Here is a 25,915-nt window from a genome sequence, read left to right as displayed (position 1 = left end):
GCTAACCCAATAACCTTTGTTCTGTGTGAGTCAAGAGGCGATCATGCCGTCAATTTTCCGAATGCGGCGGCAATACGATTCAATCCCTTTGTAATCGTGTCCATGCTGGTGGCATAGGACAATCGAATGTGGTGCTGGCTGCCGAACGGCTCACCGGGCACCACGGCCACATGGGCCTCTTTCAAAAGATAGTTAGCCAATGCCTGCGGTGAAGTGACCGGTCCGTCCGGTCCGGTCCGCCCGAGTATGCCGCCGATGTTGGGGAACGCATAGAAGGCTCCTCCAGGCATTCTGCAGGACACGCCGGGAATCGCATTCAGGCGCTCCACCATCACTTTTCTTCGTCGGTCGAATTCCACCACCATCATTTCTGTGAATGGTCCACCAAGTTTCAGCGCGGCAACAGCGGCCTTCTGCGAGATCGAGCAGGGATTCGACGTGCTTTGGCTCTGGATATTCGCCATGGCGGTCAGGAGCGGCTTTGGTCCGGCGGCGTAGCCGATACGCCATCCCGTCATGGCGTAGGCTTTGGAGACCCCATTGATGATGACCGTGCGCTCGGCCACTTCTGGCCCCAGCGTGGCGATGCTGATGTGTGTGGCTCCGTCATACAGCACTTTTTCATAAATTTCATCGGAGATGATCAAGAGGTTATGCTTCACCGCGATAGTCGCAATGGCTTCCAGTGTGCGCTTGTCGTAGGTGGCTCCGGTCGGATTGCAGGGACTATTAACAATAATGGCCTTGGTGCGTGGCGTGACGAGTTTCTGTAATTCCTCAGGATTGATGGCATAGCCTTGATCTTCCTTGGTCGGGAGCAGAACAGGGGTGGCATCGTTGAGGAGTGCCTGATCGGCGTAGGAGACCCAGTAAGGCGTTGGAATAATGATCTCATCGCCGGCTTCTAAGAGCGCTTCGGCTACATTATAGAGCGAGTGCTTCGCTCCGCAAGAGACTAAGATCTGGGCTTTCTCATAGCGCAAACCCTGCTCAGTAAGGAGTTTATCGGCAATGGCTTGACGAAGCTCGTCGATGCCCGACGAAGGGGTATATTTCGTGAAGCCCGCGCGAATGGCTGCTTCGGCCGCGGCCTTGACGGGTTCCGGGGTATCGAAATCCGGTTCCCCGGATGAGAAATCGACGACATCGAGTCCTTGCGCAGCCATGGCTTTGGCCGTGGCGGTCATCGCCAATGTCGGAGACGGAGTAATGCGACTGACACGTGCGGCGAGTTTCATTGTTTGAGACTCCGGATTCGTTCTTCAAGACGTCGAGCCACGTCGGGATGCAGGAATTCCGTTAACGGACCTCCGTGCTGGGCCACATCTTTAATGATGGTGGACGAGAGATAGGAGTATTCTTCGCTGGGCATGAGAAACACGGTCTCCACGTTCTTGGCCAGTTTTCGGTTGATGAGGGCCATCTGAAATTCGTGCTCAAAGTCTGAAATAGCGCGTAGCCCTCGAATAATGGCATGGGCGCCAGACCGCGCGACATAGTCGACGAGGAGGCCTTCGAAGGCGGTCACGTCGACTTGGGTCAGATCCTTCATGACCAGCGTCACCATCTCCAACCGCTCAGTCAAATTAAAGAGCGGATGCTTGGCGGGATTCGGTGCGACGGCCACGACGACCTTGTCGAAGACGCGCAGGCTGCGTGTAATGATATCGGTATGACCATGTGTAATCGGGTCAAAGGTACCGGGATATATACCGATTTTCATACTATGGCCTCTGCGGGAAACGAATAGATCGACAGTGCTGTGTCTCCGTACTGATAGTGCTTCCGAAACGTGGCCAAGCCAAGCCGGTCGGGAAGGGTGGATTTCGACGCGTGTTCGACGACAAGCCAGGCATCGGCTGGCGTGAGTGTAGCATGGACGGTTTGGAAGATGTCTTCTAGTTTGTAGGCGAGGTCATACGGCGGATCGGCAAACACAATATCATAGGGGCCGCTCCACAGCTCCGGCCTGGTCAGAAACTGTTTGACCGTTCTTGCTTGAACCGTGACGAGGGTATTCATCCCGCATTCTGCGACATTCTGTCGCAAGAGTTTCAATGATTCAGCTTGCGACTCAACGGCGGTCACGTGCGCTGCTCCCCGACTGAGGGCCTCAATGCCGATCGCTCCGGTTCCCGCAAAGAGATCCAACACGCGACTGTCTGGAAGTCGGTTACCCAGGATAGAAAACAATGCTTCCCTGACTCGGTCAGAGGTGGGGCGGAGTGCGGTGCCGTGCGGTCCTTGAAGACGTCGACCTCGGTGGGATCCAGCTATAACTCGCATGTCAGTAGATAGGGGACATCGTTAAGAGGGAATGACTCTAACACAGCGTTTTTGCAGGGGTCAAGGGACGGTAGGGGGGAAGTGCCGGATGGAGTTTACGGGCGAGAGGCGATGTGAGGTTGGCTATAAAAAGTCAGAGCGCTTGATGGTTTTGACGGTCAATTAGGAATCCATTATACTTTACGTCGCATCCATTTCTGGATGGATGCGGCGCTATCCGATCAGAGTGAGTGAATAGCCAGGGTCGGATCGGACGAAAGAGAAGAATGGTCTGATCGGCTAGCTTGCTGATACCGGTTGAGTATCCCGAGCAGCCAGACTCTTCTTTCGATTGTTGGAAATCGTGCGATCGATGATCGCCCCGCAGTTGATGCATTTCCAGGCGTAGAAAATGAGGAAGAAGTCTGAAAACCGCTCCAACATCATCAGCCCTTTGCATTTCGGACATTCCATCGAATCCTCCTGGGTGTCTGCATGAACAGCTGTGTGCCGAATAAAGCAAAAGCTGCACCAAATTGTCGTATGTCAACATTTCAATGGTTTATCGGTTACGTAGTTGTCTCCATGGGGTAAAACCTACCCCTGTAGTACGTGCAAAAAGGTGCGTGGCGTCAGATTTTTGTTCAAAGAGGGTGAATCATGACGACAGATACTCACAATGGGATCGGACAATGGCCTGAAACCGAACGTCCGAGAGAACGTCTTCTGGCCAAGGGGCCTGAGATTCTTTCGGATGCTCAATTGTTGGCGATTTTACTGAGGACTGGACGTCGAGATTCATCGGCGGTGCAGGTTGCGATGGAGCTGCTCCATCGCGTCGGCGGGCTAGCATCGTTGGCCCGGAGTGGAATTGAAGAACTCTGTACGATTCCCGGGATAGGCCCGGCAAAAGTTGCCCAGCTGAAGGCGGCGCTTGAATTGGGAAAGCGAGCCATGGCAATTCCCCTCTCGACGGGGACAAAGATTTCATCCAGCTCAGATGTCTTTCGACATTTCCATGCCTTGGTGCGCGATCTCAAACACGAAATCTTTAAGGTCATCTTGCTCGATGCGAAAAATACAGTCATGAAAGAGGTCACGGTGTCGGAAGGGAGTCTCACCTTGAGCATCGTCCATCCTCGCGAAGTGTTTGCCCTTGCGGTCCGTGAGTCTGCTGCAGGTGTGATCTTCCTGCATAATCATCCCAGCGGTGATCCGACACCGAGTCCTGAAGATCGGCGATTGACGGATCGACTGGTGGCGGCCGGCGAGGTGCTGGGGATTCGCGTGTTGGACCATATGGTCATCGGAGACGGGCGATACGTAAGCTTTGCCGATGAAGGATGGATTACGGTATAACGGTGTACTCGATCAATCAGCGCGAGACGACGAATAAGCAGGGACGGCAATGAGGAGGCAGATGGTCTAACAAGATGTGTGTCTAGCCAGAAGGAGGGTCTGCCATGGGCGAGATTCGCGTAGAGTCCGTCAGGAATATCGCGTTGGTGTCCAACGTCGGCGCAGGCAAAACATCCCTCACTGAAGCCCTCCTGTACGCAAGCGGTGCCATTCCAACTCTCGGGTCCGTACTCCACGGTACAACCGTTTCAGATTTCGAGCCGGAAGAACTCCACCATCACTGTTCCGCCAGCACCAGTCTTCTCCAGTTCACCTGGAATCAGACGGCGATCACGCTCGTCGATTCTCCCGGCGCACTGAGTCTGTTGGGTGAATCGTTGTCAGCCTTGCGGGCCGTTGATGCCGTCATCATCGTACTCAATCCAGGCACCGGAGTCCGGGCTGAACTGGCCCGCCTCTGGCACAGAGTGCGGGAGCTGGATCTGCCTTGTCTTGTATTCGTCAACGGGTTGGATAAGGAAGGCGCCTCGTTTGATGCCGCCTTGGATCTCTGCCGGACGCAGCTGGAGTGTGCGCCGATTCCTATGGTGTTGCCTGTTCGCTCCGGTTCCAGTTTCGATTCCGTGATCGATCTGCTGAATAACACAGTGATCCGTTCAGGAGGCTCCTCTCCAAAAGTTGAACGAACTGCCGTTCCTCCTGAAATGGAACAGGCGGTCAAGCAGGCGCGAAAACAACTTATCGAAGCGGTCGCCGAGCGTGAAGAGGGCTTGTTGAATAGCTATCTTGAACAGGGAGATTTAAGTCTGAATCAATTGGTTGAAGGGCTCCGGAGCGATATCCTGACCAGGCAGTTTCTTCCGGTCTATGCCGGTTCGGCATTGCGCAACGTTGGCGTCTGGTCATTGCTCAATGCTTGTGTCACCCTTCTCCCGTCGCCTGCGGAGCGAATGGCCATTCACTCTGTGCCGGGGCGGCATCCGGAAACCGGACAGCCAAGTGAACGGAAGGGAAGCCTGCAAGAGCCGTTTTCCGGTCTGATCTTCAAGACAATCATCGATCCCTTTGTCGGGAGGCTGTCCTATTGCCGGGTTTTGTCGGGGACCATCCACGCTGATTCGACGGTTCTCAATGGGACAAAGCAGGTCCGTGAGAAGCTCGGCCATTTCTATACGATATCGGGCAAGAAGCATATGGCCGTCGGTTCGGCACTGTCAGGAGACATTGTGGCGATCGGGAAACTCAAGGATACGCAGACCGGTGACACGCTCTGTGCCGAGAGTGTGCCGATCTGTTATCCAGGCCTTGAGCTGCCTCGCCCGGTGCTGTCGTTTGCCATTGAGGCCAAATCCAAGTCGGAGATCGACAAGGTGAGCCTCGGCTTGCACAAATTGATTGAAGAAGATCCGACGCTGGAATTTATTCGCAATCCGGAGACCAAGGATATGGTGCTCAGTGGAATGGGACAGCTCCATATCGATCTGGCGCTGGAAAAGCTCCGCCGGAAATTCGGGGCAGAGGTCACGGTTCACACACCTAAAGTACCATATCGAGAGACGATCAAAGCTACGTCGCAGGCGCAGGGAAAGTATAAAAAGCAAACAGGCGGCCACGGTCAGTATGGCGATTGCTGGCTGGAGATTGCCCCTCTGGCGAGAGGAGAAGGATTTGTGTTTGAGAATCGTGTGGTCGGGGGTGCGATCCCGCGCAACTTTATTCCGGCGATTGAGAAGGGAGTAGTGGAGGCCATGCAGGAGGGCGGGCTGAGCGGGTTCCCCGTTGTGGATGTGCGCGTGACGGTGTATGACGGCTCCTTCCACGCCGTCGATTCCTCTGAGATGTCTTTCAAGATTGCCGGGTCGATGGCCTTCAAGAAGGCGATGGAGGCGGGGCATCCCGTTCTTCTTGAGCCGCTGATGCTGGTCGAGATCGAGGTCCCTACGGACACCGTCGGCGCCGTCATGGGGGATATCAATGCGCGTCGGGGACGTATTGTCTCGGTGCAGGCGAATGATCATGCCGAACAGATCAAAGCCCTCATGCCGCTCGCGGAGTTGTTGAAGTATACGCCGGCGCTGAACGCCATGACCGGCGGACGAGGCAGCTATGCGATGGAGTGTGCGCACTACGAGGAAGTGCCGCGAGAGCTGGCGGGGAAAATCATCGAGGAACACATGAGTGAGCGGCATGCCGTCGCGGCACACTGAAGCCGCTTACTCGGTAGATTTGAGGACAACGTAGAACGCGCGACTCTCTCGCAGCACGCGGATGAGCACCGTGTCGCCGCGCCGAACTTTGGCGATGGCTGAGGTGAATTCGCCGACCGTGGCCACATCGGCGCGATTGACCTCCTTGATCAAATCGCCTTCACGAAGACCTTCCGCGTGCGCCAGGCTGCCCGGGTCGACTTTGGTAATCAGCACGCCGCGCGTTTCACGGAGTTTGAATTTTTCCGCCAGTCCAGCCGAAAGATCTTGAAGATCGAGCCCCAGCTTCACTTCGGTTCGAGATTGCGGCAGAGAGGCCACGACCGCCGTATCCCGCCGCTCGCTTAAGGGCACGGTGAGCACTTGTCTCGTGAAATCGCGGACGACTTCAATTTTCGGGGCCGCACCGGGCGGGAGCACTCCGATCAAACGGGACAGCTTATTGGGGGAGTCCACCACGCTTCCGTCGATTGTGAGAATAATGTCGCCGGGCTTAATGCCGGCTTCGGCGGCCGGGTCTTTCTCAAAGACCTCATTGACGAGGACGCCTTCGCCTTCAGCCACGCCGAATTTTTTCGCCAGCTCCGGCGTGAGCGGTTGGATGCCAACCCCCAGCCATCCGCGTACGACTTTGCCGCGTGCGATCAGCTGCTGAATGATCTGCTTCGTCATATTCGAGGGAATGGCAAAGCCGATCCCTTGGGCAAAGTTGATGATCGCCGTATTGATGCCAATCACTTCCCCGCGCAGGTTAAAGAGTGGTCCGCCGGAATTCCCTGGGTTAATCGAGGCATCGGTTTGAATAAAGTTTTCGTAGCGAGACAGATTAATGTTTTCCCGTCCGATCCCGCTCACCACGCCAAGGGTGACGGTACGGTCGAGTCCGAACGGGTTTCCTACCGCGAGCACCCACTGGCCGACGCGCACGGTGCTGGAATCACCGAAGTGGGCGAACGGTAATGCGCGATCTACCGTGACTTTCAGAAGCGCCAGATCGGTGTCCGGGTCTTTGCCGACGACCTGGGCAATCAGTTTCGTTTTATCGGACAAGCGTACTTCGACCTCAAGGGCATCGCCGATGACATGGTTGTTCGTGACGATGTGTCCCTCGTTGTCCACAATGAGGCCGGATCCGGACCCCGATGCACTGGGCGTGCGGTCTGCGCCTGATTCACGCGGGCGTCCTGCAGCGGAAATGGGAAAGAGGTTCACGACGGACGGTTTGGCTTGTTCCGCCAGATCGGTAATGACGGTTTGAATCTCTTCGAGCATCCGAATTCCCGGTGAATCCGTGATCGCGGCTGCCGCGAGTGAAGAGGTCCCAGGGAGGAGGAGTGCCGAGATGATGACCGTGGCTCTGAGATATTGATACGCATACATCATGATGCGTCCCATTCTACCGGAAGGGTGAGGCCTCTGCCTATGGGGCTAGGCTGACTGCGTTGCGGAGGAGGTGGCGTGACGACGGCGGCTAAACCAGAGGGAGAGATGATCGAGCTCCGTCTGTCCGCCCATCAGGACAACAATGTCGCCAGTACGGAAGGTCAGATCTTCAGCAGGCGCCAAAAGAAACGGTCCGCGCATGACGGTGGCGATGTGAATGGATGATGAACGCGGAACGTCGCCGATGCGCTGTCCAACCGCGGCTGAACGCTGTGGAATCAGGACTCGTTCAATGCCGGCCGAACGCTGGCTGAGATCCTGTTGCAGACGTAAGAGGTCTTCGTGAATGGTTTCCAGCTTCAGCTGTCTGATCTGAACATCGAGTTCAACCAAAGACTGTTTGAGTGTCTGGATGCGTGTGGTGGCGCGATTGATGGTGCCGTTCACTTCGGAGAGGTCAGGATCGATCGGGTGGTGCTCGGAGGAGCGGTGGGCGATCTGATCGACGATCTGATGTCCAAGCTCGTGACTCACGGCGTCGATTCGCTCGAGTACGCTCGACGCTTGCCAATGGAGGCGGAGGATTTGGACTTTGCGGTTGACGCGCTCGGCAATTGAAACAACGGCTTCATGAAGGGCGGTTCCCGTAACAGAGAGTTCTTTTTGGAGGCGATTGAGGAAGTCTAGGCGCATAACGCTTCTGATTTATAATGTCTGATAAGAAGGATTATGTCAACTTACTTTTGAGGAACTGGAGAGAGCCTCACTGATTTCATGTCCGAAGAAGGAATTCTTATTACATTTCTGAAGTAAAAGTTGTGACACTGACCAATAGCCAAAATTGTCAATATAGATCCAGGTTCTTATCGCTCACAGTCATGCATGAATATAGTCGATTGTGATTCTTCTGCAACTCTTTGTCAAAGGATCAAATGAACAAACTGGGAGATCATACAAACCCATCTCTCTCACCCGTAACACCCACATTCAGCGTATCCTTTAGTTATTCTGCTTAGCATGCGATCCTCATTAAAGAATCATGAGAACGCTCGAATTTGTGTTTTGGAAAGCAACAGGCATGTTCCCAGCGCTTTGGCCACCACCAATGAAGCCCTTGCGTAGTGCCGGTACTCTTTATCTTCAATATCCATTCCATGCCACGATCGTTGTGCAGGCGATACAATGGAAATGTTATGTGATCCCTGTGCTGCATCGAGGCGCCTAGATCCAGACATCGCCGAAACGTTCGCAGGCATTCCATCCCAAATATTCTGATAGCAGCTTGTTCAGGGAGTCCCGATGGTATCCGATCTGAGGCAAGAACTGCCTCGCTTCGGATGAGCAATAACTGCCTTGAGAAAAACTTTTGCGGAATGTCGACGTTTTCCCAAAACATCCTCCAGAGGAGGAGAGCATACGCTTCTGGGCAGAGTCGTCGCACCGACAACTCCCTGTCGGTAACTGGGAACCAAATACTTCGCCCCATCTTTTCAAAGCAATGCCGATGGTTTTTGCGAAGTCGCCTTGTTAGTGTGCGACGAATTGCCCGATACACATCGAAAAATGGCTTATTGCTCAAGGAGCTTTCTAAGTCAGGCGCCGGAAGGTTGGCCGTCACATATTCAATCGTTATATGGATGTCCGTGTCCCGTAGAGTACCCACAAGATGAGGAGTTCTCACTCCCAATACATCCGCCCAGCGTTCAGGGAGCCGTCGTACGGATGCATGGAAATCATCTTCACCAGATACGAACCGCGTTAGCCGAGCGATCTCCCCTTCAATCGTTCGATCTTCCTTTCTACTGTTTAACCACTCTTCGATTTCCGACAGAATACGAAAACGCTCTGCGTGCTCCCCTGCTGTAACCTCTTTGACCTGGGATTTCTTCAGCCAGACTTCTCCGCATTCCGCACAACCATAGGGATTGTAAAATGCCTGCCTCGATAAAGCGTATAGCGGTGTCAGTTTGCCGCAATGCATGCAGGTATTGAGCAGAACCGTATTATGGATAGGACAAGTAGAAGTGATCAGCAATTGATGCAACGGAGTATGAAACCCCGTCGTGATGCACAAAGCGCAGTAACGGAGGGAGCGACTCGCTAAGGCCTTTACCTCTTCCGGTCGGATGTAGTTGCTGGTCTGTGCTGTCCGAACTTGCAGGTCTGTTAAACGTAACGCTTCCTTCACAATCGAAGGTGCAAGTGCACCCCACCCGTGTAGGTCCCGATCGCGGTCGGACCAGTTCTGAGGATGTTGCCTTTTTGAAGGGATGCCAAATTCTCGCTGAATATCCCGCGCGCCACATGCATTGAACATTGTGAATTTTTGAAGAATTGACCATGTGGACTCGAATGGAAAACATTTGCTGGTATCCCAAGTATATTGTGTTTGTCTCATTGTTTGAGCGCTCTCTGTGTTTACTTGGTTCATAAGTAACGTCCCCCATCACGGTAGCCCGAGTGTTCGATCGCCTCTTTCCACTGATTCAACGAAATGATCGGTTTTCCGCCCTCAAGCGAACCATAGTCGTTTAGAGCAAACTCGACAGTCCTCGAAAAGTACTGCATTGGGATTTCGGCTTTCCCTGGCAGCTTCGCCTCATCTCGCACTTCTTGAAAGGCTTTCCACAGGACTTTCGCTTGACTGGCCAAACGCCATCCCGCTTGAAATCCTGAGGGGAAAAAATATTTGGTAAAGGAACAGCCACTGCCCTCCGGATATTCTGATTCTTCGTCATAGCCCTTAAGACAGTATGTGAAATCCTCAAAATTTCGCAGGCCAGTAAATTCGTGAAGATGGACCATAAACCGACCGATTATCTGCATTTTCTTGGATTCTTCAAAGACGTCTCGTTGGTTAGCTAATTCAGGTTGCCCAACAAGTACAAAGGTTGTCGCGATATCCTGGCGGTCCAGCGCATTGTAGATATCAACCAGCCAATTATATTGCGGCGTGTTCAGTCTCTGCGCCTCATCTGCGATTATTATCAAGCGGTTATGATGATGGGCGCACGCTTCTTGTATCAAAAGCTGGATTAACCTGGCCCGCTTTGCGCCGGTAGTTCCACGGTGACTGAGACTATGGCCGAATTCGCTGAGTAAGAATTCGAAAAACCGTGCCTCGGTCGGACGCTGATGGTCCTCGCACGAAAAGGTCATGATTGGAAATGTCGGCCCAAGTTCATCGCGTATTTCCTCCACGGCAAATCGAATACCTCTTGTTTTTCCAGTTCTCGGTTGCCCTGTCACCATGGCACCCGTAGCCCGGTTCTTGATCCAACCTTTGAGATCGTCACAAAATCGACTTAGAGGTGGCGTAGACAATGTATAGCGTCCTGTTTCGATGGGGTGGGTTCCAGGAGGCAGAGCAGGCCTCAATAGCGGCGCATGAGACATTCAGAACTCCTTTCACTGGCGTTACATGAGGCGGGTTTTTCTCATTACGGGGGTGTAGGTCTTGCGAGACGATGATGGCGATTCCGATTCTGGTGCATCTGCCCCAGACGAAGTGGGCGACAGGGGGGGAACCGATCGAAGCGTAGTTTGAATTTTTGCCGATTGTCCCGCTGCCCGCTGATTGGTCGCAGCTTGACGATTCAGGTATTCCATATAGACGAGAATTGGGTCGTCAGTATCCGTATAGAAGATGAGTTTGCGAAGTCGCAGCTTATTGATAGCTTTTCGGACTGTTAGACTATGAGGCGTCCTGCCCCAAAACCCATGAGCAGTCAGCACCCCGAATTCTCGGCCATCCTCAAAATAGGCAGTAACACAACGTAGATCGTCGGGATCGACGAGAAGCGAGAGTTTTCTCCCGATGAGTTCCGCACTGCGCCGGAGGAGATCGTTGTAATAGCGCACACCTTCAAACTCGACGTAGGGACATTTCCCTTCCTTCAGATCCCCTCGAATACACCGCACAACTCGAATGTTCAGCAACGCTAGATCTTGCCGTTTGTACTCAGGTACTGTCCGGATCTCGATTCCTTGATTGACGATGAGATACTCCAACATCTCAAGTGGAGACCGGTTGCCCAATCCACTATGTGGCTCGGCGTTATATCGAGCAATCAAGACATCAACCAACTCAGCTAGATGCTGATATGAAATGTTTAAGCGCTGAGCTGCTGCTTCCGGATCATCACGACGGGAATCGTTAGGTCCACTTCCCGTCGTGGATGGCAGCCGATGAAAACCGTTTTCCTCAAAGGTTTGAAACAGTCGTTCTATAAATGGTCGACGCTGAGGGGTTTTTACGGGGCCGGCATTGATATGACAGCCGATGACTCGGGTGAGATTCATCCGTACTGCGTACGCCAAGTTTGCTTTAGCGTTGTCGAACCATAGCTCATCCCACGAGGCCCACTCGCATTCAGTGAACACTCCTGAAGGCAGTCCACTGCCTGGTGTGTATCGTAATCCGGGAATGGTTAACGTCATTGGCTTCCATGGCGTAAGCGCATGCTTAACGCATCGAAGCACATCTTCCGAATTGTATTCGGGATTTAACACGAGGGTATATCCCAAAATGGCACGCGTCTTCACATCGATAATGACGAGCAACCAGAGGCGTTGCAGAGTGATCCTTTGTATTCCCCCGTGCGGGTTCGGCAGATCGATCGTGCAAAACAGATCAATCCTATGGCCGTCAAACTCCACCCTTTCGTAGGGCCTTGTTATGATGCTGTCCGGTCCCGCATTCGCCGAAGACAATGCCCGCGCCGCGTCGTCTCCGTGACGGGCCTTCACAGCGCGCTTCAGATTCGATTGAAACAGCTGGCGGACATAGCTAGAAAGCGCACGCCGACCCCTATGGTTCATATTGAGGGGATAGTCTTTCGCCGTCAGGCCAGCTTCCTTGCATTTATCAATGAAGCATTTATGAATGACCTTGATGGGCATTCTGGATTCGTGAACTACTCCGGCCTCTACCTTTTTCAAGAACAGGGCATCTACGGCTTTTCGGATCCAGGGATATTGATCAAACAGCATCGTCAAAGCACCAGCGGCCCCACCGTGCTGAGACGGTCTTGAGCCGTTTATAGGTGCCGTCCGAACATATGTTTTGATATGGCAGCCCTTCACCAAGGCTCGGAATCCCCAGATGCGTTCATCGTTGTGCTCCTCTAGGCAACGATTCACCAACCGATGTATTTCCTGCCGGGGGATAGTAGTTTCTTTTGAGATGACTTTAACCGGGCATCCCGCAATATAGTCGCGGACTGCCCGAATGCGCCGCTCTACTAAGTGGACATCCTTGCCTGCTAAGAGAGTGACGTCTACCGTTGGCCATTGCGAGAGATCTTTGAGCTTTGGCGGGAGCGAGTCGCGATCTACCCTATGCTTCGGCGCTTTCATTTTGTCCCTCTCGAAATAATCAATGAGTTTGTTAATGGAAATAGGTCAAGTGGAGCCGTGCAGAGACCGCCGTGGATAAGTCGAAAGATCGCCGCCTTGACGGCTTGCTGATCTCGAAGAGATACATTATTCGCCAGGTATCCGAGGGGCCATGAATCCCGCTCATCGAATGCTGCGAGGATGTCAGATTCGATCTTTGCGAGATCATAAGACGCATATGGGGCAAGATGGCTTAAGATCTGTTTCCAGTTCCGAAGGAACTGCGGCTTCTGTCTGATTTCGTGGTCCGTGACGATCTTGTAGTCATTGGCTGTGACAAAAGCCCATTCTTGCTGGGCGGTGAGTTGGCGAGTTAGGCGCGAATCGTGCTCAGCACTCTCCACAGCACTCGCATACTTCACTTCGCGGAACTGTGTGCGACCATCCGTAAAGTGAACCAGCATGTCGATCACAGTCTCACGGTCTCGGCCATCCAACTTAATCCGGATGCGGAGGGGCTGTTCGCAAAACCGGACGACGTTCGGATCGGCTTCTACAATGATGCCGTGGTCGCGCTCAAGGCTGCTGTAAAAGTGCACGTCTCGACCTAGTTTCCTGCTATACATCTGCCAAAAATTGTTCCCATAACTTCCACGAGGCTGTTTCCACACCGGTTTTATATCGTCTGTTTCGACCGCTATCCGTTCACAAATTGTTTTTCTCATCACCTTCCCAATCTCTAGTGTTATCCTTGTTTCCTCGGGAAACAGCCCCTTAGACATACTCACCAATACTGATCTTTGGGCAGTTTTTAACGGGGCGATCAAAAAAGTTTTGAGCCAGCAATTGTAAGTTTGAGACTGAAGAACAATTATGGTAGCGACTCAGGATGAAGCTCGACGTGCGATCGAGGCACTAAGTCTGAAGGATCGCAAGAACTTAACGTGGTTAGCCGGGCGGCTTGCTACTAGTATTGGCTCACTAGGCGGAGGACGCGATGGTGATGATTTTGTACACGAAGCCATCGCCGCGACACTGGCAGGATCACGACCATGGAACAAAAATTACCCAATGTGCCATCACCTCCGTTTGGTGATCAGGTCACAAGTAAGCAACCACGCACAGCATCACACTAGTCAACGGTACCAGGAACCGATTCTTCTTTCGTCGCTTGATGCAAATAGTGAGGATGATGGTGACGACGAGGTTCGGGCTAAGACGGCAGACGATTTCCCCACTGCCCTTCCAAACCCGGAAGAAGAGCTCGACTTGAAGCGACGTGAGATCTTTCTGTCCAAGGTGAAACATCACATGGCAATTATATTGGGCCAGCACTCCCTCGGAGAGAAGGTGTTTCAGTTACAGCTAGAGGGTTTAAGCGGGCCGGAAATCTGCCGCCGCTTAAAACTTCCGCAAGCTCAATACGCGAGATACAACATGCAAATAGTCCGCGCTACGTGTAAGCTCAGGAAGCGCAACCTAGAAGGAGCGTTATGAAAGTGAAAACAAAAGAGAACGAAGTTCGGTCTCAATTTGAACGACTACTAGATATGCAGACTGAGGCAATCATGAGTCTTTCAGAAGAGGACCTGGACGAAGAAATTCGGGAAAGCGGCTTGGATCCACAACAGTATGGAGAACATGCCACAAGGGTGTTTGCTGAGGCGCTAGGTGCTTACGGCCACCAAGCGCTCAATTTGTCTCGCGAGGCTTACAAGAAAGAGGTGGCTTCGCTAAAACGCGTCCGCCTGTCATTGCCGACCTCCATGAAAGATAAGTTACAGCTTCTTAAGGCATGCCTATCACACCATCACTATCTGAAGCCTGCGGTGTTAACCGGCCAGTATCATAAATTGAGCGATATGGCGCCAGCAGACGTTGACAGTCTTTTGCGGCAGTTACATGTCTTGGGTCTGCTCAAATTCAAGAAGAGCTAGCATCTGTACAAACTTCCAGATCTGAGACGTCATGTCGACAATACGTCACGTCGAATCCTAGGAATGGCATTCCTCGCAGGTAACAAGTTTCACCCTAAATCAATTTATGCTCGCCCGTCAGCAGCAGCATTTACGGGCCTAGAACGCCACGGCCGCACTCGTATATCGGCGCTCATGCAAATGATCTGTTACTTGCCGTCGCGACGGGTCACGCGGTACTATAAAATCCACTTTATCTTTCATGCTGGTCTCCAGTTCTCCTAATTGAGGAAGAGCACCTCCTTCTCCATGATGCCTGTATCACATTCTGACAAGGCTCTTCTTTCGTTGATGGCGTATCATGCTTGCTGACGATCCCCAAGCACTACTCAGAGCATTGGGCGTGAATGCTCCCCGCGAGATTGATATTGAAGCCATTGCGCAGTATTGCGGTGCAACTGTGATGTATGAACCGCTTGAAGGATGTGAAGGGCGGATAATCGGCTTCAGCAATCGCGCAATTATCACCGTTAATCAGAGAGCGACTGAATCGAGGAGAAGATTCTCGGCGGCTCATGAGCTGGGACATTGGTTAAAACATCGCGGCAAAGTTGCACTGGTTTGTGACAATGATCAACTGACTTGTAAATGGGATGGGCACGATAAAGAAGGAGTCGCAAACCGCTACGCAGCCGAATTGCTCCTCCCACAGTATTTGTTCCAACCACTTTTAAAGCAGAGACTCCTGACCTTTGAGGCAGTGCGGTGGCTAGCAGAACAGTTCGAAACTAGCATTACGGCGACCGCTATACGAGCTGTTCAGTTGACAGATAGTCATGCCGCTCTCATTTGTTCAAGCGAGCACGGCCGACAGTGGTTTGAGCTAAGTCCCAGAGCTAAGGAAGCGCAATGTTGGCCAAGACGTAGCCTTTCTGCCGAATCTTGTGCGTCAGCTATTCTTAAACGTGATGAAGAACCAACGGGCCTCAGAAAGGTGCCAGCCTCAGTCTGGTTTGGCGGCAAAAACGCGTCGATTAGGAATGTCGTCGAAGACACGGTGCGAATCACTGCCAATCTTGTCCTTAGTTTGGTTGTTTGGACATCGTCTTCTGCAAAGTAGTAGATCGCGTCCCCTTCACAGGACTTGCACAAGGTCACATTAATTTTCTTTCGATTTTGGATAGCCTCATAAGCCACAGGCTTGCTCAGCCTGTTTCGCGACCTGATATCCATGGTTGGCCAGCAAGTCGAACTCCGTAAGATCAATTCGGCGTAATGTTGTAGGAAAGTTCGAGGTGTATGTAGCCGACTTACAGGGTAACGTAGGCTCTATAGGCGTCCCAATATATATGAATGCTCCCCGTCCGGGGCTTTCCTGGAGATAGTTGGAGAAGGTCCGAACACGTAATGCATGAGACTGGTCTGACATGATGTCGGCGACACGCTTAAGTCGAAACGGATTCAGCGAAAAGAAATCGAAGCCGGAAGGTAAGGGACGTCCGGCATCCGAGACGATGATAGTAGTCCCTGGATGCTTGGCCTTGCTGCGTCCTGCATCAAAAAATGGTTCCAACCCGAGATTGTCATAGATGCCCCCGTCGTATAGATGCAGAGATTTATAGCCGATATTGACAGGCTGCTCAGTTCCCTTAAGCGCATTCCATTCCCGTTTTTGCCAATTGAAGAGCGTGGCGTCTAACCGTAGTGGTCCGAACCCTCCGGGAAAAGCAGCGGAAACTGCCATCGCGCTCGAAAGATGAAAGTCTTCAGCAGAAGCATAGCCTAGCTGATAGTCGCCAATATCGCTTCGCTTAAACCGAAAACGTTTGCCATTCTCAGCTGTAGTCGCATTGATGGACCATTCAGGTCTAATCGGCAATTCAGATAGCTTAATCCGAATATTCCATTCTTTTTCGATAGCTAATGCCAACAAATTTGCTCGAGAAAAAACGAACGGCAGGTTTACAGGGTTTAGGAGCTGCCGGAGGGCTCCCCACTGAAAGCTTTTATTGCACAGCGAATTACGCAGATTTGGGTATACCGACTCCATAAAGAGATCTGAGGATGGCCATTGATACTGGTTAGCTTGAAGTATTAGCCCCACAAGCAAACTGCCACCGGACACTGTAGAGATTCGTTCGACGTGCTCAAGTAAGCGACGTTCTGCGAGCAGTCGTATCACGCCAAGATGAAAAACAATTGCTCGGATGCCGCCGCCTGATAGAGCAAGTGCGATGCTCGGTGGCAAAATCATTCTTTCATCGTGCCCTGGAGTATCTGTACATCCTTCTCGCCCACTATAAGTTGTACAGCAGGAAGCCCATCCTCTGACATTTTGCGCGCGAGATCCACGAGTTGAACGAAATCGTCTGTGCTGGGCGACGCTGAATGTTTTGGTGGATGACTATGCCATTCGCCGACGTAACCAACGATGCCTGCCGTTCGCCGTGACGCCTCTTGCACCGCCTGTAATAAACCTTCAACACCACGTTCGAACGAACGAGGACTTGATTTGCTGTCAGGGGGTGCTGGAAGGGCTGCAACGACTACCAGTGCAGAAATGTTGAAGTCATGGTAACCCAATAGAACTCCGCCGGTCTCATTTGGGCAGTTTGCAGATCTCCACCCTCGAAGTTGTTGCTCTATTGCCGCATCGATGTAAAGATCTGTTTCGCCAAACTTAATCTGGCGTTCTGATGCCACAGGATAATCATGCACCACTACCGACCCACGTTGTGGATCTCGCTGCCAAATGCGGATAACGGCTTCTGGGCGAAGCGATATCATCGGGATCTGTTCTGCCAATATGCCAGCATAGCTCATAATTCTGGAGCAGGGCATTACCATGGATATGTCTCGACAGCTAGCACCACTCCAAAACGAATGGACCCCATCGAGATGCTGCTTGCCCCAAGCCTCCTGAATTAGCGCGCGGTAGTACTGTGCCTCGATGTTTCTGACCCTAATACCACGCTTTTCATCTTCAGCAAGCAAGACAGCCCCGTTGCCGTTAGGAGTAACGAATACTGATATGTGCCGGCCTATTGCTTCAATATGACTGGCGCTGCGGGGATATTCGAGAGAGGTCGACGCATCAACAACCAATTGGGCATGAGTCAGTGCATCCATCACGGAAGGCTGAGAGAAATCGCAAGCATCAGCGTGTACGGGAGTGAGAGTGCTGGAGCCATGCATCGCTGCCTCGTGTAGATCCGCGACGACCATTGCTTTTGGATGGCCAACATGTTGAGCGTAGGCTGAATGTCTAGTCACATTATGCGGTCTAATATGGTCCTTATCGATTACCGTCCACCGCCCCCACCCGGAACGACCCCAAAGATTCATCAAGGCACTGCCAAGCGATCCTGCACCAACTAATACTCCAGATGGACCTTCATCTCTAACCCCTGACTGCCTTCTGTACGAAGCTGTATCATTCCGAGAAAGTACCTCCAGAGGCAAGATGCCTAAATCGCGCCAGGTACTGATCGATTTAGCACCTAAGATTCCACCTGCATTAAAATACTTGTTGATGCTTTTCTTACCTTCGTACACCTCATGCAAAAAAAGGGATCCGATAAGAGCTCCCAACTTCAACGCGCCAGTCTTCACCACAAATGCGCGATGCGTTATTCTTTCCGCGGTCTGTCCTTCTGATCGCGTTACTGGAATGGTCAAGATGATGACTGAAAGCGGGGCGTCTGCAGATTCAGGCACTCCCATTTCTCCAACATGTTTTGAAGACTCGTCTTTCAATAGTTGAGGGAAATTGACATTGCGGCTTTCGAGAAGATCTGATAACTCACCTAATGTTGTAGGGTCACTTTCGACTTGACGCTGGACAATCGCAGGAATAGTGACCGCAATAGGCTGGATAGCCCCCTTGGGAAGCTGGCTATTTGCTGGAAGAGGTTCAAGGAAGAATGTGACGCCTCCGTTAGGCCTTTCAGGGCCCCATTTGATGACCAGACGAATGTCTGTGTCCTTACGGATCTCGTTCATATTCCACGGCAGCACTAGTTCACCCGCACAAACAAAAAATAATTGCTCAACTGGTTGATCTGCGGGATGAAGCCGATCTGTAGCGCTACTCTCTAGCCACCACTGAATTCGCCGCAGAAAAGCCTGTGGCGTCCACGTTCGCGCAACCGAGGCTGCTGGCTCAAAGTAGAGACACAGATTCCGCGGAGTGTTGGGGGCTGCTTGATTCTGATGGATGAGCGTCGGAAATTTTCTGCGGAGCGCTAGCACCTGCACTAATTCTTTTGGGTTTTCTGGCACGCACAAAGCTACTCGTTCTCTGTATCGGATACCGTACGGGTTGTTCTTCGGAACCCCGTCAGTTTCAACGTCTACAACAATACATTCAAAAGTGCCCTCGGTGCTCTGGAGTAATTGACGGACAGAGTAATCCCGTTGTCGCCTTGCAGTAGAGAGCAAGTCTCGCGCGCGAGGAAGTTTTAGATGACTCTCGTCATCGAGTTCTCGGAGATTGGGAAGGGTGTAAAACTCTTCCTTCATGATCCAGCTCTTGGTGGGCGCGATGTCACAATGGCTGCACTGCCAATGGATATTGAGCGTCTCCAGATGATACCCCCGCCTGCTATCTCAAAAACAAGTGGTTCCGGCTTGTTGGCGTTTGGTTCTTCCATTGTCACAAGAAGCTTTCGGCCCTCAACTTCCTCGAGATGTCTCTTATATGCTTTGCGTGCTTGAATATGTGGAGGTTGAGTCTCTTTATATGATTCTTCTAAATCAGGAATAGGTTTGCTGGAGCTAACCATGTAGGCATCATTCTTACCTTGCAGTAACAGATGTTTTACAAGGGGTTTGGGATTGGTTTCTGTATCCCCTTTCTCGTCACTCAAAGCAAGGTAGCTGCAGTGATGAGGGATGTTATATAGGTCCCATGCGAGTCGATCGTCATTCTTGTGGTAGAGAGTGGTCTTTACAATATCTTCAATATCGGTCCATTCAGTGTCTCCAACATGGAAATAGTCATAAGTTGCTTCTCCAATTAGAAAGCGGACATTGAATACCAGAGACGCTGAGTTTCTAACGATGTCAGTTCCATCACAGTGCTTAATGAAAGGGGAATGGCAAAAGAACTCTACGCCATCGGATGCTAGCGAAAGGCCAGGCACAATGGTTCCGGCGTCAATAAATAGGTGATCCCGTGCATTAGCCGCTTCCCCTCGTTCTTTAAGCTTTGGTTCCAGCCAATCCTTGAGTGTGTCGGGTTTAGAGAAAACGAGAATATCCTTGCCCTCAAGTAACCGGTGTCGTGCTTCCTGACGTAGGATACAGAATTCCTCACTCTGCTCATCCCTTTCGACCTCTTCGAGCAACATAGCGGCCGGAACCCATAGGCAACGAATTCTAATGCGCCCTTCCCCTTGGTATTTCTCTGCATGTTGCAGGTCGAAGAACTCCGTGCTGCCCTGGATGTGGTCAAGGTCAGCATGGGTGAAGGCGACTATGTCGAAATAGTCTCGCTCGGCGTTTTTCAGCTCTTGTTTGAGTCGTTCCTTGAGATCGATCTCTGGTGATTCAGTTTCTTCTCCCTTCTTCCGGTGACAGTAATCGAGCAGTATCCGACGACCGTTTGATAAAATGATTTGGGTTGTGTCGCCATTCCCTACCGGATAGCAAACAATCTTATGTGGGGCGCTCATGGTGATCCTTTCTTGGTAGAGTCATGGTTTCATCGACGGCCTGCTTCAGGGGGTATCCTAATACTCTTAGTGCTTACGATCATGCGGAGGGCAAGGATCGTTGCCGGGTGATACCGTATCGGAATCGCGCCACTGTCCGTCGCGTCCCTGAATCCTCACTTCTCCTCCGCCAAGGTTTGCGACGGTGTTTTTGGCCGACTGTTCAGCTTCGTGTTGGGTGCGATGAATGCTACTTGCTCGTTCAGCACCGGGTTTTTTCACGGCCCATCCATCTTCATGCTTCACAACGTAACGATCATTTTTTCCCATAGGACTCCTTTCTCGTTGGCTGATTGGTTTAGCGGTGTTCCCGACTGATCACGCGGTCCTAATTTCATCTCAAGGCTGCTTGCATTGGCATATTTACCAGAGTAAATTGTGTTGCCCAGTTGGACTACAGTTGCCATGATTCATTCGATTGTCATTGTGATAAGTACTTCTAGTCATGAGTCAATATGTTGTCTGTAAATATATTTCTGGACAACAGGCTACCCGCAAACTACCTTCAAGTCAAGAGGGCATATGTCGATAGGGTTTGGTGGACTTCTTGAGCGTCTCAGGACCGAAAAGGGCCTATCATTGCGACAATTGGGTCAGTTGGCCGATCTCGATCATGCATATGTGCATCGACTGGAGACGGGGGAAAAGGCTGATCCATCGGATGACACTGTGGATAGCTTGATCCGCGCGCTGCGACCTGGAGAACGCAAAGCAAGAATCTTGAAGTTCCTCGTACAACAACCAGTTGACGAGGATTTATTGAACTATGTTTTGGAAAGTTCCAAAGTTTCCATCGAGGACTTTGAATCCGCTGCCAGAATGAGATCGCGTGGACGGCCAATAGGAAAGGACGCCTGGGAAAGAGTCCTCGAACAGATCCGGAAAATCAGGGAGACTATGGAAGGTGGATGAGTCTACCGTTATTTTGAAAGCTCGTGCTTTTGTGCGAAGCTTTCCAGATCTTACATGCCCAGTTTCAATGGAACGCTATGTCAAGAACATCGATGCAGGGCTTCGATATGAGACAGAACTTCCTGAAAACGAATCCGGTCACTCCCTACCCATCAAAGACAAGTGGCACATCATTGTAAATAAGAACCACCTTGAAGAGCGGCAGCGCTTTACCATCTGTCATGAACTTGGACATATTTATCTAGATCTTTCGAGTGAACACACTGGCAAGAGTGATTCGCAACATTATACCAAGCGGCCTAAAAATGAAGTGCTCTGTGACGTCTTTGCCTCTGAAATTCTATTGCCCTCTGATCATTTTAAGCCGCTAGTAAATGCAGTAGATCTGGGGTTTAATTCTGTAGTCACATTGGGAAAGAAATTTAAGGCCTCGCTGACAGCGACGGGATCCCGTTTTGCGGCGCTGAACGACATGCCTTGCACATTTGTCTTATCTGAGCATGGGATCGTGCGTTACGCGAGCCGCTCCCCTTCCCTGAGAGAAATGGGAGCATGGGTTCAGATTGGATATCGTGTGCCGCCTTCATCCCTGGCAGCGCAAGGAGCAAAGCTTGTTCAAGAGGGTCCCTGCGAGGTTGACCCCACAGAATGGTTTGAAGACTGGACTCGAGGCGGAACTCTCTATGAGGAGTCGAGGTATTTGCCTGATTGGGATCGAATGTTGTCGTTGCTCTGGTTCGAGGAAGACTCTCTTCCTGCGGGAGGAGTCTCAGCAAACGAGGAAACGGAAGACGGCGACCCGTACTGTCGAGAATTAGATGGTATGCTTTCATGGCCAGACAGAACGAAGAAGAGATAACGTCATACAAATGAAAGAAGATATTATCCGTGGGAGCGGAAACGTCTATCAGGATTTGAACATTCCTTATGCAGATGTTCGGCAGTTTAAAGCTATTCTGGCCGCTGAAATCATTAAGGCGCTTGATAAGAAAGAACTCAGTGTTCGGAAGGCGCAAGGCCTTACAAGGGTTCCGGCTGCTGACTTTTCGCGAATACGAACGGCTGATCTCGAACGGTTCACCTCTGACAGATTGATGATGATCCTCAATAAGCTTGGCTCGCGCGTCGAAGTCTCTGTGAAAGTAAAAGAGCGGAAACGAGAGGCGGTTCACGTCTGAGACGGTTGCGTTCTTCGGTCTTGGTTATTTCTTTCGGGCGCGGGTTGGCGGCTGCGGGTACCTCATTCCATCCATTGACAACATAAGCTCTAATCTGAGACGGGTCAAATGGAGAACTTTCTGGCATATTCAGACGCCAAAACGATCGGTTGAAAGCACACCAGACAACCAGGTGGATAGTTGGCAAAGACTTTTCTACCAGCCGGAGTGTGCACTGCCGAAGGACTCCGAATATGTGAGCCGGCTGTCGACGATCAATGATGCATTGTTCCGCCTGCGCCGGTTTCTCTGTTCATACTTCGAATTGACTATGCCGGTTATGCCAGACGAGGCGCTGCGCCTCATGATGCCCGGGTGCTGTCCTAGTTAGGTCAGTGAAAATTAAATTAGGACACTTCAAATGAGCCTAGGACAGCTCAGGGGAAACGAGGACAGCACCCACTCACGGCGCAAGCGCTCGGCCACGCACAGCGTGCTGGTGAATTGATGGAGGTGGATTGCGATGCGAAAGACCAAATCAGCGATTCTTGAAGCCGTCCTCGAAACGGCGAGGGGGCTACACAAGGCTGGCGCGATGGATCAGCTCACGCTGCAGGAATTTGACCGTCTGTGCGTGCCGCCCGTCACGCCGTTGAAGCCGGCGCAAATCAAGCGCATCCGCGAGTCCTCACGGGTGAGCCAGGGAGTGTTTGCCCGTCTTCTGAATACAAGTGTGTCGACGGTCCAGAAGTGGGAGATCGGCCAGAAGAAGCCCACAGGCACCGCTCTCAAGCTGCTCCACCTGGTGCGACAGCGCGGTTTGGAAGTTGTGGTCTAGTCGGCAATCGAGAAGTGGAGCGAATCTATCTTGCTGGGGCGCACGCCATCGTCTACTGAACCGATTGTGGAGATAAATATAGTTGTTTACAGCACTCCACACTAATAGCGGCAATTTCGGAATTTTTTCGATTGGCCAGATTTCATCCAAATTGATTACTTTCCAGATTCGCTATAGGCCAAAGAAAAATAAAGTCGTTTATAATCCGCTTATGGAAGGAAACAGTGTTTTGTGACACTGAGGTCAAACAGCTTTGGCGCTCAGAAATATTTTGCCAATTACGTCACTTTATAATTGGACGACTACAAAGTCATGCTTGGAGCGACCCCCTGTATATAGACGCGAGACCTTGAGGTCAATACCAAATATAGTGCTAACCCTTACAAAGGTCGTATGACAGGGCGCTCATGCGATCCAGCCGCAGCATTAGCTGGCACGCTCATGACCATAGCATTACGGCACTCACGAAACTCCGCTGAAGTCCACCCATAAAGACCACCTTCCGACGTCTTGCTTAGATGAAGATCGAGACAATTTTCTAACCTATTCGCCAGATGTCACGCTGGGAGACTAAAGGAACCAGTGAAAGCACTAGCAATTCTATGCCCAGCATCATGCAGATGTGCTCCGAGCCGAGCCGCCCCTATGATACCTGTATCGTTCAAAGGGTCTCACGCTGGAGTTTCAGGCGACGAAGCAACTGCGCATTCGCCGCCACAATGATTGTGGACATGCTCATCGCGACAGCACCCACACTCATGGGAAGATCGAATCCCCAGCGGACGAGCAGCCCCCCGGCGACCGGGATAGCGACCAAGTTGTATGCGGTTGCCCAGATGAGATTTTGGATCATCTTCCGGTAGGTCGCACGCGAGAGCTCAATGGCTCCGACCACGTCGCGCGGATCGCTCCGCACGAGCACGATGCCTGCGGATTCGATGGCCACATCCGTTCCAGCACCAATCGCAATCCCGACATCGGCGGTGGCCAGTGCCGGAGCATCGTTCACGCCGTCTCCCACCATGGCCACCCTCTTGCCGCCCGCCTGAAACCGCTTGACGGACGCAGCTTTGTCGCCGGGAAGCACCTCCGCTGCGACCTCATCGATCCCAAGGCGCCGGGCGACGGACTCCGCCACGGTTTTCGCATCTCCCGTGATCATCGCGACTCGGATACCCAGGCGATGCAGGTCGGTGACGGCTTCAAGCGACTCGGGCCGGATCTCGTCTTCTACAGCAAGCGCACCGAGCAGCCGTCCTTCAGCGACGACAGACAGCACGGTCCTTCCTTCCGACGCCCAGGCGCTCGTGGCCTTCTCAATTTCCGGAGGCACCGTGGCCTTGGCCTCGACCAACAGGCGCGGTCCGCCGACAGCAATGCTCTTGCCATCCACCATGGCCCGCGCCCCTCGCCCTGCCAGCGCCTCGAAGTTGGCCGCTTGCAGTTGGCGCACGCCCCGGCGTGTGGCTTCTTCGACGACGGCCCGAGCCAGGGGGTGCTCGGAGTTGGCCTCGACAGCAGCGGCAAGGGCAAGCAATTCTGATTCCGACGTGCCAGGCACAGCCGCAATTCCAGATACTGCAGGAGCGCCGCGGGTCAGCGTGCCGGTTTTATCGAATATCACCATGTCCAACAGGCGGGCTCGTTCCAGGGCCAGTCTATCCTTCACGAGCAGCCCATTCCGCGCGCCGAGTGAGGTGGAGATGGCGATCACCAGCGGGATCGCCAGCCCTAAGGCGTGGGGGCAGGCAATGATGAGGACGGTGGCCGTCCGGATCAGGGCATGTTGGGTGTCCCCCGCCACCCACCAGTAGGTGAACGTGATCGCGCCGGCTGCGACGGCCACATAAAACAGAATGGCGGCGGCACGGTCGGCAAGGACTTGCGTGCGAGAACTCGACGCTTGGGCGGCGGCTACCAGCCGCATGATACCGGAGAGGGCGGTCTGCTCGCCGACTGCGGTCACGCGGACTCGCAGGCTGCCACCGCCGGCGACCGTTCCCGCGATCACGGTCGTCCCTGGTTCCTTCGAGACCGCTTTCGACTCGCCCGTGATCATCGACTCGTCGACATCGGCGACGCCTTCGACAACGGCGCCATCCGCCGGAACGCGCCCTCCGGGCCGGACAAGGACCACGTCACCCACGTGCAGTTCCGATAATGGCACCGTACGGACTTCCGCGCCGGTGACCCGCTCGGCCGTGTCTGGGAGCAACGCGGCGAGTGCAGTGAGCGCGCCCCGGGCTTGGAAAATGGCGCGCATTTCGAGCCAGTGGCCCAACACCATGATCGTAATCAACGAGGCGAGTTCCCACCAGACTTCGACCTGGAAGAGGCCAAATGTCGCAGCGAGCGACGTCCCAAATGCGACAATGATGGCCAAGCTGATGAGCGTCATCATGCCTGGCTTATGGTCGGCAAGCTCACCCTGTGCCCCCCGCACAAACACGAGGCCGCCGTATAGGAAGACGGCGGTTCCCAGAATCGCGGGAATCAATGTGGAGCCAGGGAAGGAGGGCGCCGTGTAACCAAGCCAGTGTTGAACCTCGGGCGACCAGAAGACCGTGGGAAGTGTGAGGGCAAAACTCAACCAGAATTTCTCGCGAAACATCGCCACGGAATGGCCCGCGTGGCGATCGTGGCCCTGGTGGTCGTGCGACATCTGGTGACCAGCATGTGGGTCAGACGTCTGTCCGGGATTTGTGTGTGTCATCAAGTCCATGGTGCGCTCCGATCGTTCCCAATGGCTGTCCTTTTACCACGAGTCCGGTGACTGGCCCACAATAGGGCGGAAAACAGGTTTCATGAAATCTAAGGCCCCATCCTG

General features: G+C 52.6%; 23 protein-coding genes. 8 read left to right on the top strand and 15 right to left on the bottom strand.

Annotated elements, in window-relative coordinates; translation table 11 throughout:
- Nucleotides 1–41 precede the first annotated feature (41 nt).
- From NITLEN_RS15600 to NITLEN_RS18220, 4 genes are all read right to left on the bottom strand, one after another.
- Nucleotides 42–1,238 carry a pyridoxal phosphate-dependent aminotransferase gene (locus NITLEN_RS15600; protein ID WP_121990562.1) on the bottom strand — a complete coding sequence of 399 codons (1,197 nt, stop codon included), beginning with the start codon at nt 1,236–1,238 and terminating at the stop codon, nt 42–44.
- On the bottom strand, nt 1,235–1,723 hold the full coding sequence (coaD, locus tag NITLEN_RS15595; protein ID WP_121990561.1) for a pantetheine-phosphate adenylyltransferase: 489 nt from the start codon (nt 1,721–1,723) through the stop codon (nt 1,235–1,237). The genes NITLEN_RS15600 and coaD overlap by 4 nt, the downstream gene beginning before the upstream one ends.
- Nucleotides 1,720–2,286 (bottom strand): 16S rRNA (guanine(966)-N(2))-methyltransferase RsmD, encoded by a 567-nt coding sequence (rsmD, locus tag NITLEN_RS15590; protein WP_121990560.1) that lies wholly within the window; start codon nt 2,284–2,286, stop codon nt 1,720–1,722. Before rsmD ends, coaD begins: the two co-directional genes overlap by 4 nt.
- 279 nt (nt 2,287–2,565) lie before the next feature.
- Nucleotides 2,566–2,739 carry a hypothetical protein gene (locus tag NITLEN_RS18220; RefSeq protein ID WP_181416915.1) on the bottom strand — a complete coding sequence of 58 codons (174 nt, stop codon included), beginning with the start codon at nt 2,737–2,739 and terminating at the stop codon, nt 2,566–2,568.
- A 186-nt stretch (nt 2,740–2,925) separates the two neighbouring features.
- On the opposite strand from NITLEN_RS18220, the gene radC reads away from it, so the two are divergent.
- Together radC and fusA are read left to right on the top strand one after the other, a co-directional pair.
- Nucleotides 2,926–3,624: a RadC family protein gene (gene radC / locus NITLEN_RS15585; protein ID WP_121990559.1), complete on the top strand. Its 699-nt coding sequence runs from the start codon at nt 2,926–2,928 to the stop codon at nt 3,622–3,624.
- Between the two features lie 104 nt (nt 3,625–3,728).
- Nucleotides 3,729–5,831, top strand: a complete 2,103-nt coding sequence (fusA, locus tag NITLEN_RS15580; RefSeq protein WP_121990558.1) for an elongation factor G — start codon at nt 3,729–3,731, stop codon at nt 5,829–5,831.
- Nucleotides 5,832–5,837: 6 nt separating this feature from the next.
- Here the strand turns inward: fusA and NITLEN_RS15575 are convergent, their stop codons facing one another.
- The 6 genes from NITLEN_RS15575 to NITLEN_RS15555 form a co-directional block, all read right to left on the bottom strand.
- Complete coding sequence (locus NITLEN_RS15575) at nt 5,838–7,214, bottom strand: Do family serine endopeptidase (protein ID WP_245924533.1); 1,377 nt, start codon at nt 7,212–7,214, stop codon at nt 5,838–5,840.
- A gap of 45 nt (nt 7,215–7,259) precedes the next feature.
- The gene (locus tag NITLEN_RS15570; protein WP_121990556.1) at nt 7,260–7,907 is read right to left on the bottom strand and encodes a TrkA C-terminal domain-containing protein; all 648 of its coding nucleotides are present in this window, start codon (nt 7,905–7,907) and stop codon (nt 7,260–7,262) included.
- Between the two features lie 319 nt (nt 7,908–8,226).
- Nucleotides 8,227–9,645, bottom strand: a complete 1,419-nt coding sequence (locus NITLEN_RS17940) for a hypothetical protein (protein ID WP_146216224.1) — start codon at nt 9,643–9,645, stop codon at nt 8,227–8,229.
- Entirely contained in the window at nt 9,642–10,610 is a 969-nt protein-coding gene (locus NITLEN_RS15565; RefSeq protein WP_121990555.1) for an ATP-binding protein, read from the bottom strand. Before NITLEN_RS15565 ends, NITLEN_RS17940 begins: the two co-directional genes overlap by 4 nt.
- Before the next feature lie 21 nt (nt 10,611–10,631).
- The gene (locus NITLEN_RS15560; protein WP_181416914.1) at nt 10,632–12,206 is read right to left on the bottom strand and encodes a Mu transposase C-terminal domain-containing protein; all 1,575 of its coding nucleotides are present in this window, start codon (nt 12,204–12,206) and stop codon (nt 10,632–10,634) included.
- A 362-nt stretch (nt 12,207–12,568) separates the two neighbouring features.
- Nucleotides 12,569–13,150, bottom strand: coding sequence for a TnsA endonuclease N-terminal domain-containing protein (locus NITLEN_RS15555; protein ID WP_181416913.1), 582 nt, complete (start codon nt 13,148–13,150; stop codon nt 12,569–12,571).
- Between the two features lie 894 nt (nt 13,151–14,044).
- On the opposite strand from NITLEN_RS15555, the gene NITLEN_RS15545 reads away from it, so the two are divergent.
- The gene (locus NITLEN_RS15545; protein WP_121990551.1) at nt 14,045–14,488 is read left to right on the top strand and encodes a hypothetical protein; all 444 of its coding nucleotides are present in this window, start codon (nt 14,045–14,047) and stop codon (nt 14,486–14,488) included.
- A 340-nt stretch (nt 14,489–14,828) separates the two neighbouring features.
- Nucleotides 14,829–15,587, top strand: a complete 759-nt coding sequence (locus NITLEN_RS15540; RefSeq protein WP_121990550.1) for an ImmA/IrrE family metallo-endopeptidase — start codon at nt 14,829–14,831, stop codon at nt 15,585–15,587.
- 66 nt (nt 15,588–15,653) lie between these two features.
- Here NITLEN_RS15540 and NITLEN_RS15535 read toward each other — a convergent pair whose 3' ends face one another.
- The 4 genes from NITLEN_RS15535 to NITLEN_RS15520 form a co-directional block, all read right to left on the bottom strand.
- Nucleotides 15,654–16,721, bottom strand: a complete 1,068-nt coding sequence (locus NITLEN_RS15535; protein ID WP_121990549.1) for a patatin-like phospholipase family protein — start codon at nt 16,719–16,721, stop codon at nt 15,654–15,656.
- Complete coding sequence (locus NITLEN_RS15530) at nt 16,718–18,988, bottom strand: anti-phage 6A-MBL system cap2_3 protein (RefSeq protein WP_121990548.1); 2,271 nt, start codon at nt 18,986–18,988, stop codon at nt 16,718–16,720. The genes NITLEN_RS15535 and NITLEN_RS15530 overlap by 4 nt, the downstream gene beginning before the upstream one ends.
- Nucleotides 18,985–20,142: an anti-phage 6A-MBL system MBL-fold protein gene (locus NITLEN_RS15525; protein WP_121990547.1), complete on the bottom strand. Its 1,158-nt coding sequence runs from the start codon at nt 20,140–20,142 to the stop codon at nt 18,985–18,987. Before NITLEN_RS15525 ends, NITLEN_RS15530 begins: the two co-directional genes overlap by 4 nt.
- A gap of 66 nt (nt 20,143–20,208) precedes the next feature.
- Nucleotides 20,209–20,451 (bottom strand): DUF2188 domain-containing protein, encoded by a 243-nt coding sequence (locus NITLEN_RS15520; protein WP_121990546.1) that lies wholly within the window; start codon nt 20,449–20,451, stop codon nt 20,209–20,211.
- Between the two features lie 252 nt (nt 20,452–20,703).
- Here NITLEN_RS15520 and NITLEN_RS18945 point away from each other — a divergent pair, with 252 nt between their 5' ends.
- The 4 genes from NITLEN_RS18945 (at nt 20,704) to NITLEN_RS15500 (ending at nt 23,088) form a co-directional block, all read left to right on the top strand.
- Nucleotides 20,704–21,093 (top strand): helix-turn-helix domain-containing protein, encoded by a 390-nt coding sequence (locus NITLEN_RS18945; protein WP_121990545.1) that lies wholly within the window; start codon nt 20,704–20,706, stop codon nt 21,091–21,093.
- On the top strand, nt 21,086–21,952 hold the full coding sequence (locus NITLEN_RS15510) for an ImmA/IrrE family metallo-endopeptidase (protein ID WP_121990544.1): 867 nt from the start codon (nt 21,086–21,088) through the stop codon (nt 21,950–21,952). The genes NITLEN_RS18945 and NITLEN_RS15510 overlap by 8 nt, the downstream gene beginning before the upstream one ends.
- A gap of 10 nt (nt 21,953–21,962) precedes the next feature.
- Nucleotides 21,963–22,271 (top strand): helix-turn-helix domain-containing protein, encoded by a 309-nt coding sequence (locus tag NITLEN_RS15505; RefSeq protein WP_121990543.1) that lies wholly within the window; start codon nt 21,963–21,965, stop codon nt 22,269–22,271.
- Between the two features lie 502 nt (nt 22,272–22,773).
- Complete coding sequence (locus NITLEN_RS15500) at nt 22,774–23,088, top strand: helix-turn-helix domain-containing protein (protein ID WP_121990542.1); 315 nt, start codon at nt 22,774–22,776, stop codon at nt 23,086–23,088.
- Nucleotides 23,089–23,749: 661 nt separating this feature from the next.
- Here the strand turns inward: NITLEN_RS15500 and NITLEN_RS15495 are convergent.
- A complete protein-coding gene (locus tag NITLEN_RS15495) occupies nt 23,750–25,810 on the bottom strand; it encodes a heavy metal translocating P-type ATPase (RefSeq protein ID WP_219999476.1) in 2,061 nt (686 codons plus the stop codon).
- Nucleotides 25,811–25,915: the final 105 nt, after the last annotated feature.

It is taken from the genome of Nitrospira lenta (assembly GCF_900403705.1).
GTDB classification, from domain to species: Bacteria; Nitrospirota; Nitrospiria; order Nitrospirales; family Nitrospiraceae; genus Nitrospira_D; species Nitrospira_D lenta.
The sequence above is the reverse complement of the archived record's forward strand: the minus strand, read 5'-3'. Positions and strand labels throughout refer to the sequence as shown.

Excerpts from the sequence above, each read along its gene's own strand:
- NITLEN_RS15495 (WP_219999476.1), bottom strand. The coding sequence starts at position 25,810 with ATGGACTTGATGACACACACAAATCCCGGACAGACGTCTGACCCACAT.
- NITLEN_RS15545 (WP_121990551.1), top strand. The coding sequence starts at position 14,045 with ATGAAAGTGAAAACAAAAGAGAACGAAGTTCGGTCTCAATTTGAACGA.
- NITLEN_RS15500 (WP_121990542.1), top strand. The coding sequence starts at position 22,774 with ATGCGAAAGACCAAATCAGCGATTCTTGAAGCCGTCCTCGAAACGGCG.
- NITLEN_RS15570 (WP_121990556.1), bottom strand. The coding sequence starts at position 7,907 with ATGCGCCTAGACTTCCTCAATCGCCTCCAAAAAGAACTCTCTGTTACG.
- radC (WP_121990559.1), top strand. The coding sequence starts at position 2,926 with ATGACGACAGATACTCACAATGGGATCGGACAATGGCCTGAAACCGAA.
- NITLEN_RS15600 (WP_121990562.1), bottom strand. The coding sequence starts at position 1,238 with ATGAAACTCGCCGCACGTGTCAGTCGCATTACTCCGTCTCCGACATTG.
- NITLEN_RS18945 (WP_121990545.1), top strand. The coding sequence starts at position 20,704 with ATGTCGATAGGGTTTGGTGGACTTCTTGAGCGTCTCAGGACCGAAAAG.
- NITLEN_RS15530 (WP_121990548.1), bottom strand. The coding sequence starts at position 18,988 with ATGAAGGAAGAGTTTTACACCCTTCCCAATCTCCGAGAACTCGATGAC.
- NITLEN_RS15575 (WP_245924533.1), bottom strand. The coding sequence starts at position 7,214 with ATGATGTATGCGTATCAATATCTCAGAGCCACGGTCATCATCTCGGCA.
- NITLEN_RS15535 (WP_121990549.1), bottom strand. The coding sequence starts at position 16,721 with ATGATTTTGCCACCGAGCATCGCACTTGCTCTATCAGGCGGCGGCATC.
- NITLEN_RS15520 (WP_121990546.1), bottom strand. The coding sequence starts at position 20,451 with ATGGGAAAAAATGATCGTTACGTTGTGAAGCATGAAGATGGATGGGCC.
- NITLEN_RS15525 (WP_121990547.1), bottom strand. The coding sequence starts at position 20,142 with ATGAGCGCCCCACATAAGATTGTTTGCTATCCGGTAGGGAATGGCGAC.
- NITLEN_RS15505 (WP_121990543.1), top strand. The coding sequence starts at position 21,963 with ATGAAAGAAGATATTATCCGTGGGAGCGGAAACGTCTATCAGGATTTG.
- NITLEN_RS17940 (WP_146216224.1), bottom strand. The coding sequence starts at position 9,645 with ATGAACCAAGTAAACACAGAGAGCGCTCAAACAATGAGACAAACACAA.
- NITLEN_RS18220 (WP_181416915.1), bottom strand. The coding sequence starts at position 2,739 with ATGGAATGTCCGAAATGCAAAGGGCTGATGATGTTGGAGCGGTTTTCA.
- fusA (WP_121990558.1), top strand. The coding sequence starts at position 3,729 with ATGGGCGAGATTCGCGTAGAGTCCGTCAGGAATATCGCGTTGGTGTCC.
- NITLEN_RS15540 (WP_121990550.1), top strand. The coding sequence starts at position 14,829 with ATGCTTGCTGACGATCCCCAAGCACTACTCAGAGCATTGGGCGTGAAT.
- NITLEN_RS15560 (WP_181416914.1), bottom strand. The coding sequence starts at position 12,206 with ATGCTGTTTGATCAATATCCCTGGATCCGAAAAGCCGTAGATGCCCTG.
- coaD (WP_121990561.1), bottom strand. The coding sequence starts at position 1,723 with ATGAAAATCGGTATATATCCCGGTACCTTTGACCCGATTACACATGGT.
- rsmD (WP_121990560.1), bottom strand. The coding sequence starts at position 2,286 with ATGCGAGTTATAGCTGGATCCCACCGAGGTCGACGTCTTCAAGGACCG.
- NITLEN_RS15565 (WP_121990555.1), bottom strand. The coding sequence starts at position 10,610 with ATGTCTCATGCGCCGCTATTGAGGCCTGCTCTGCCTCCTGGAACCCAC.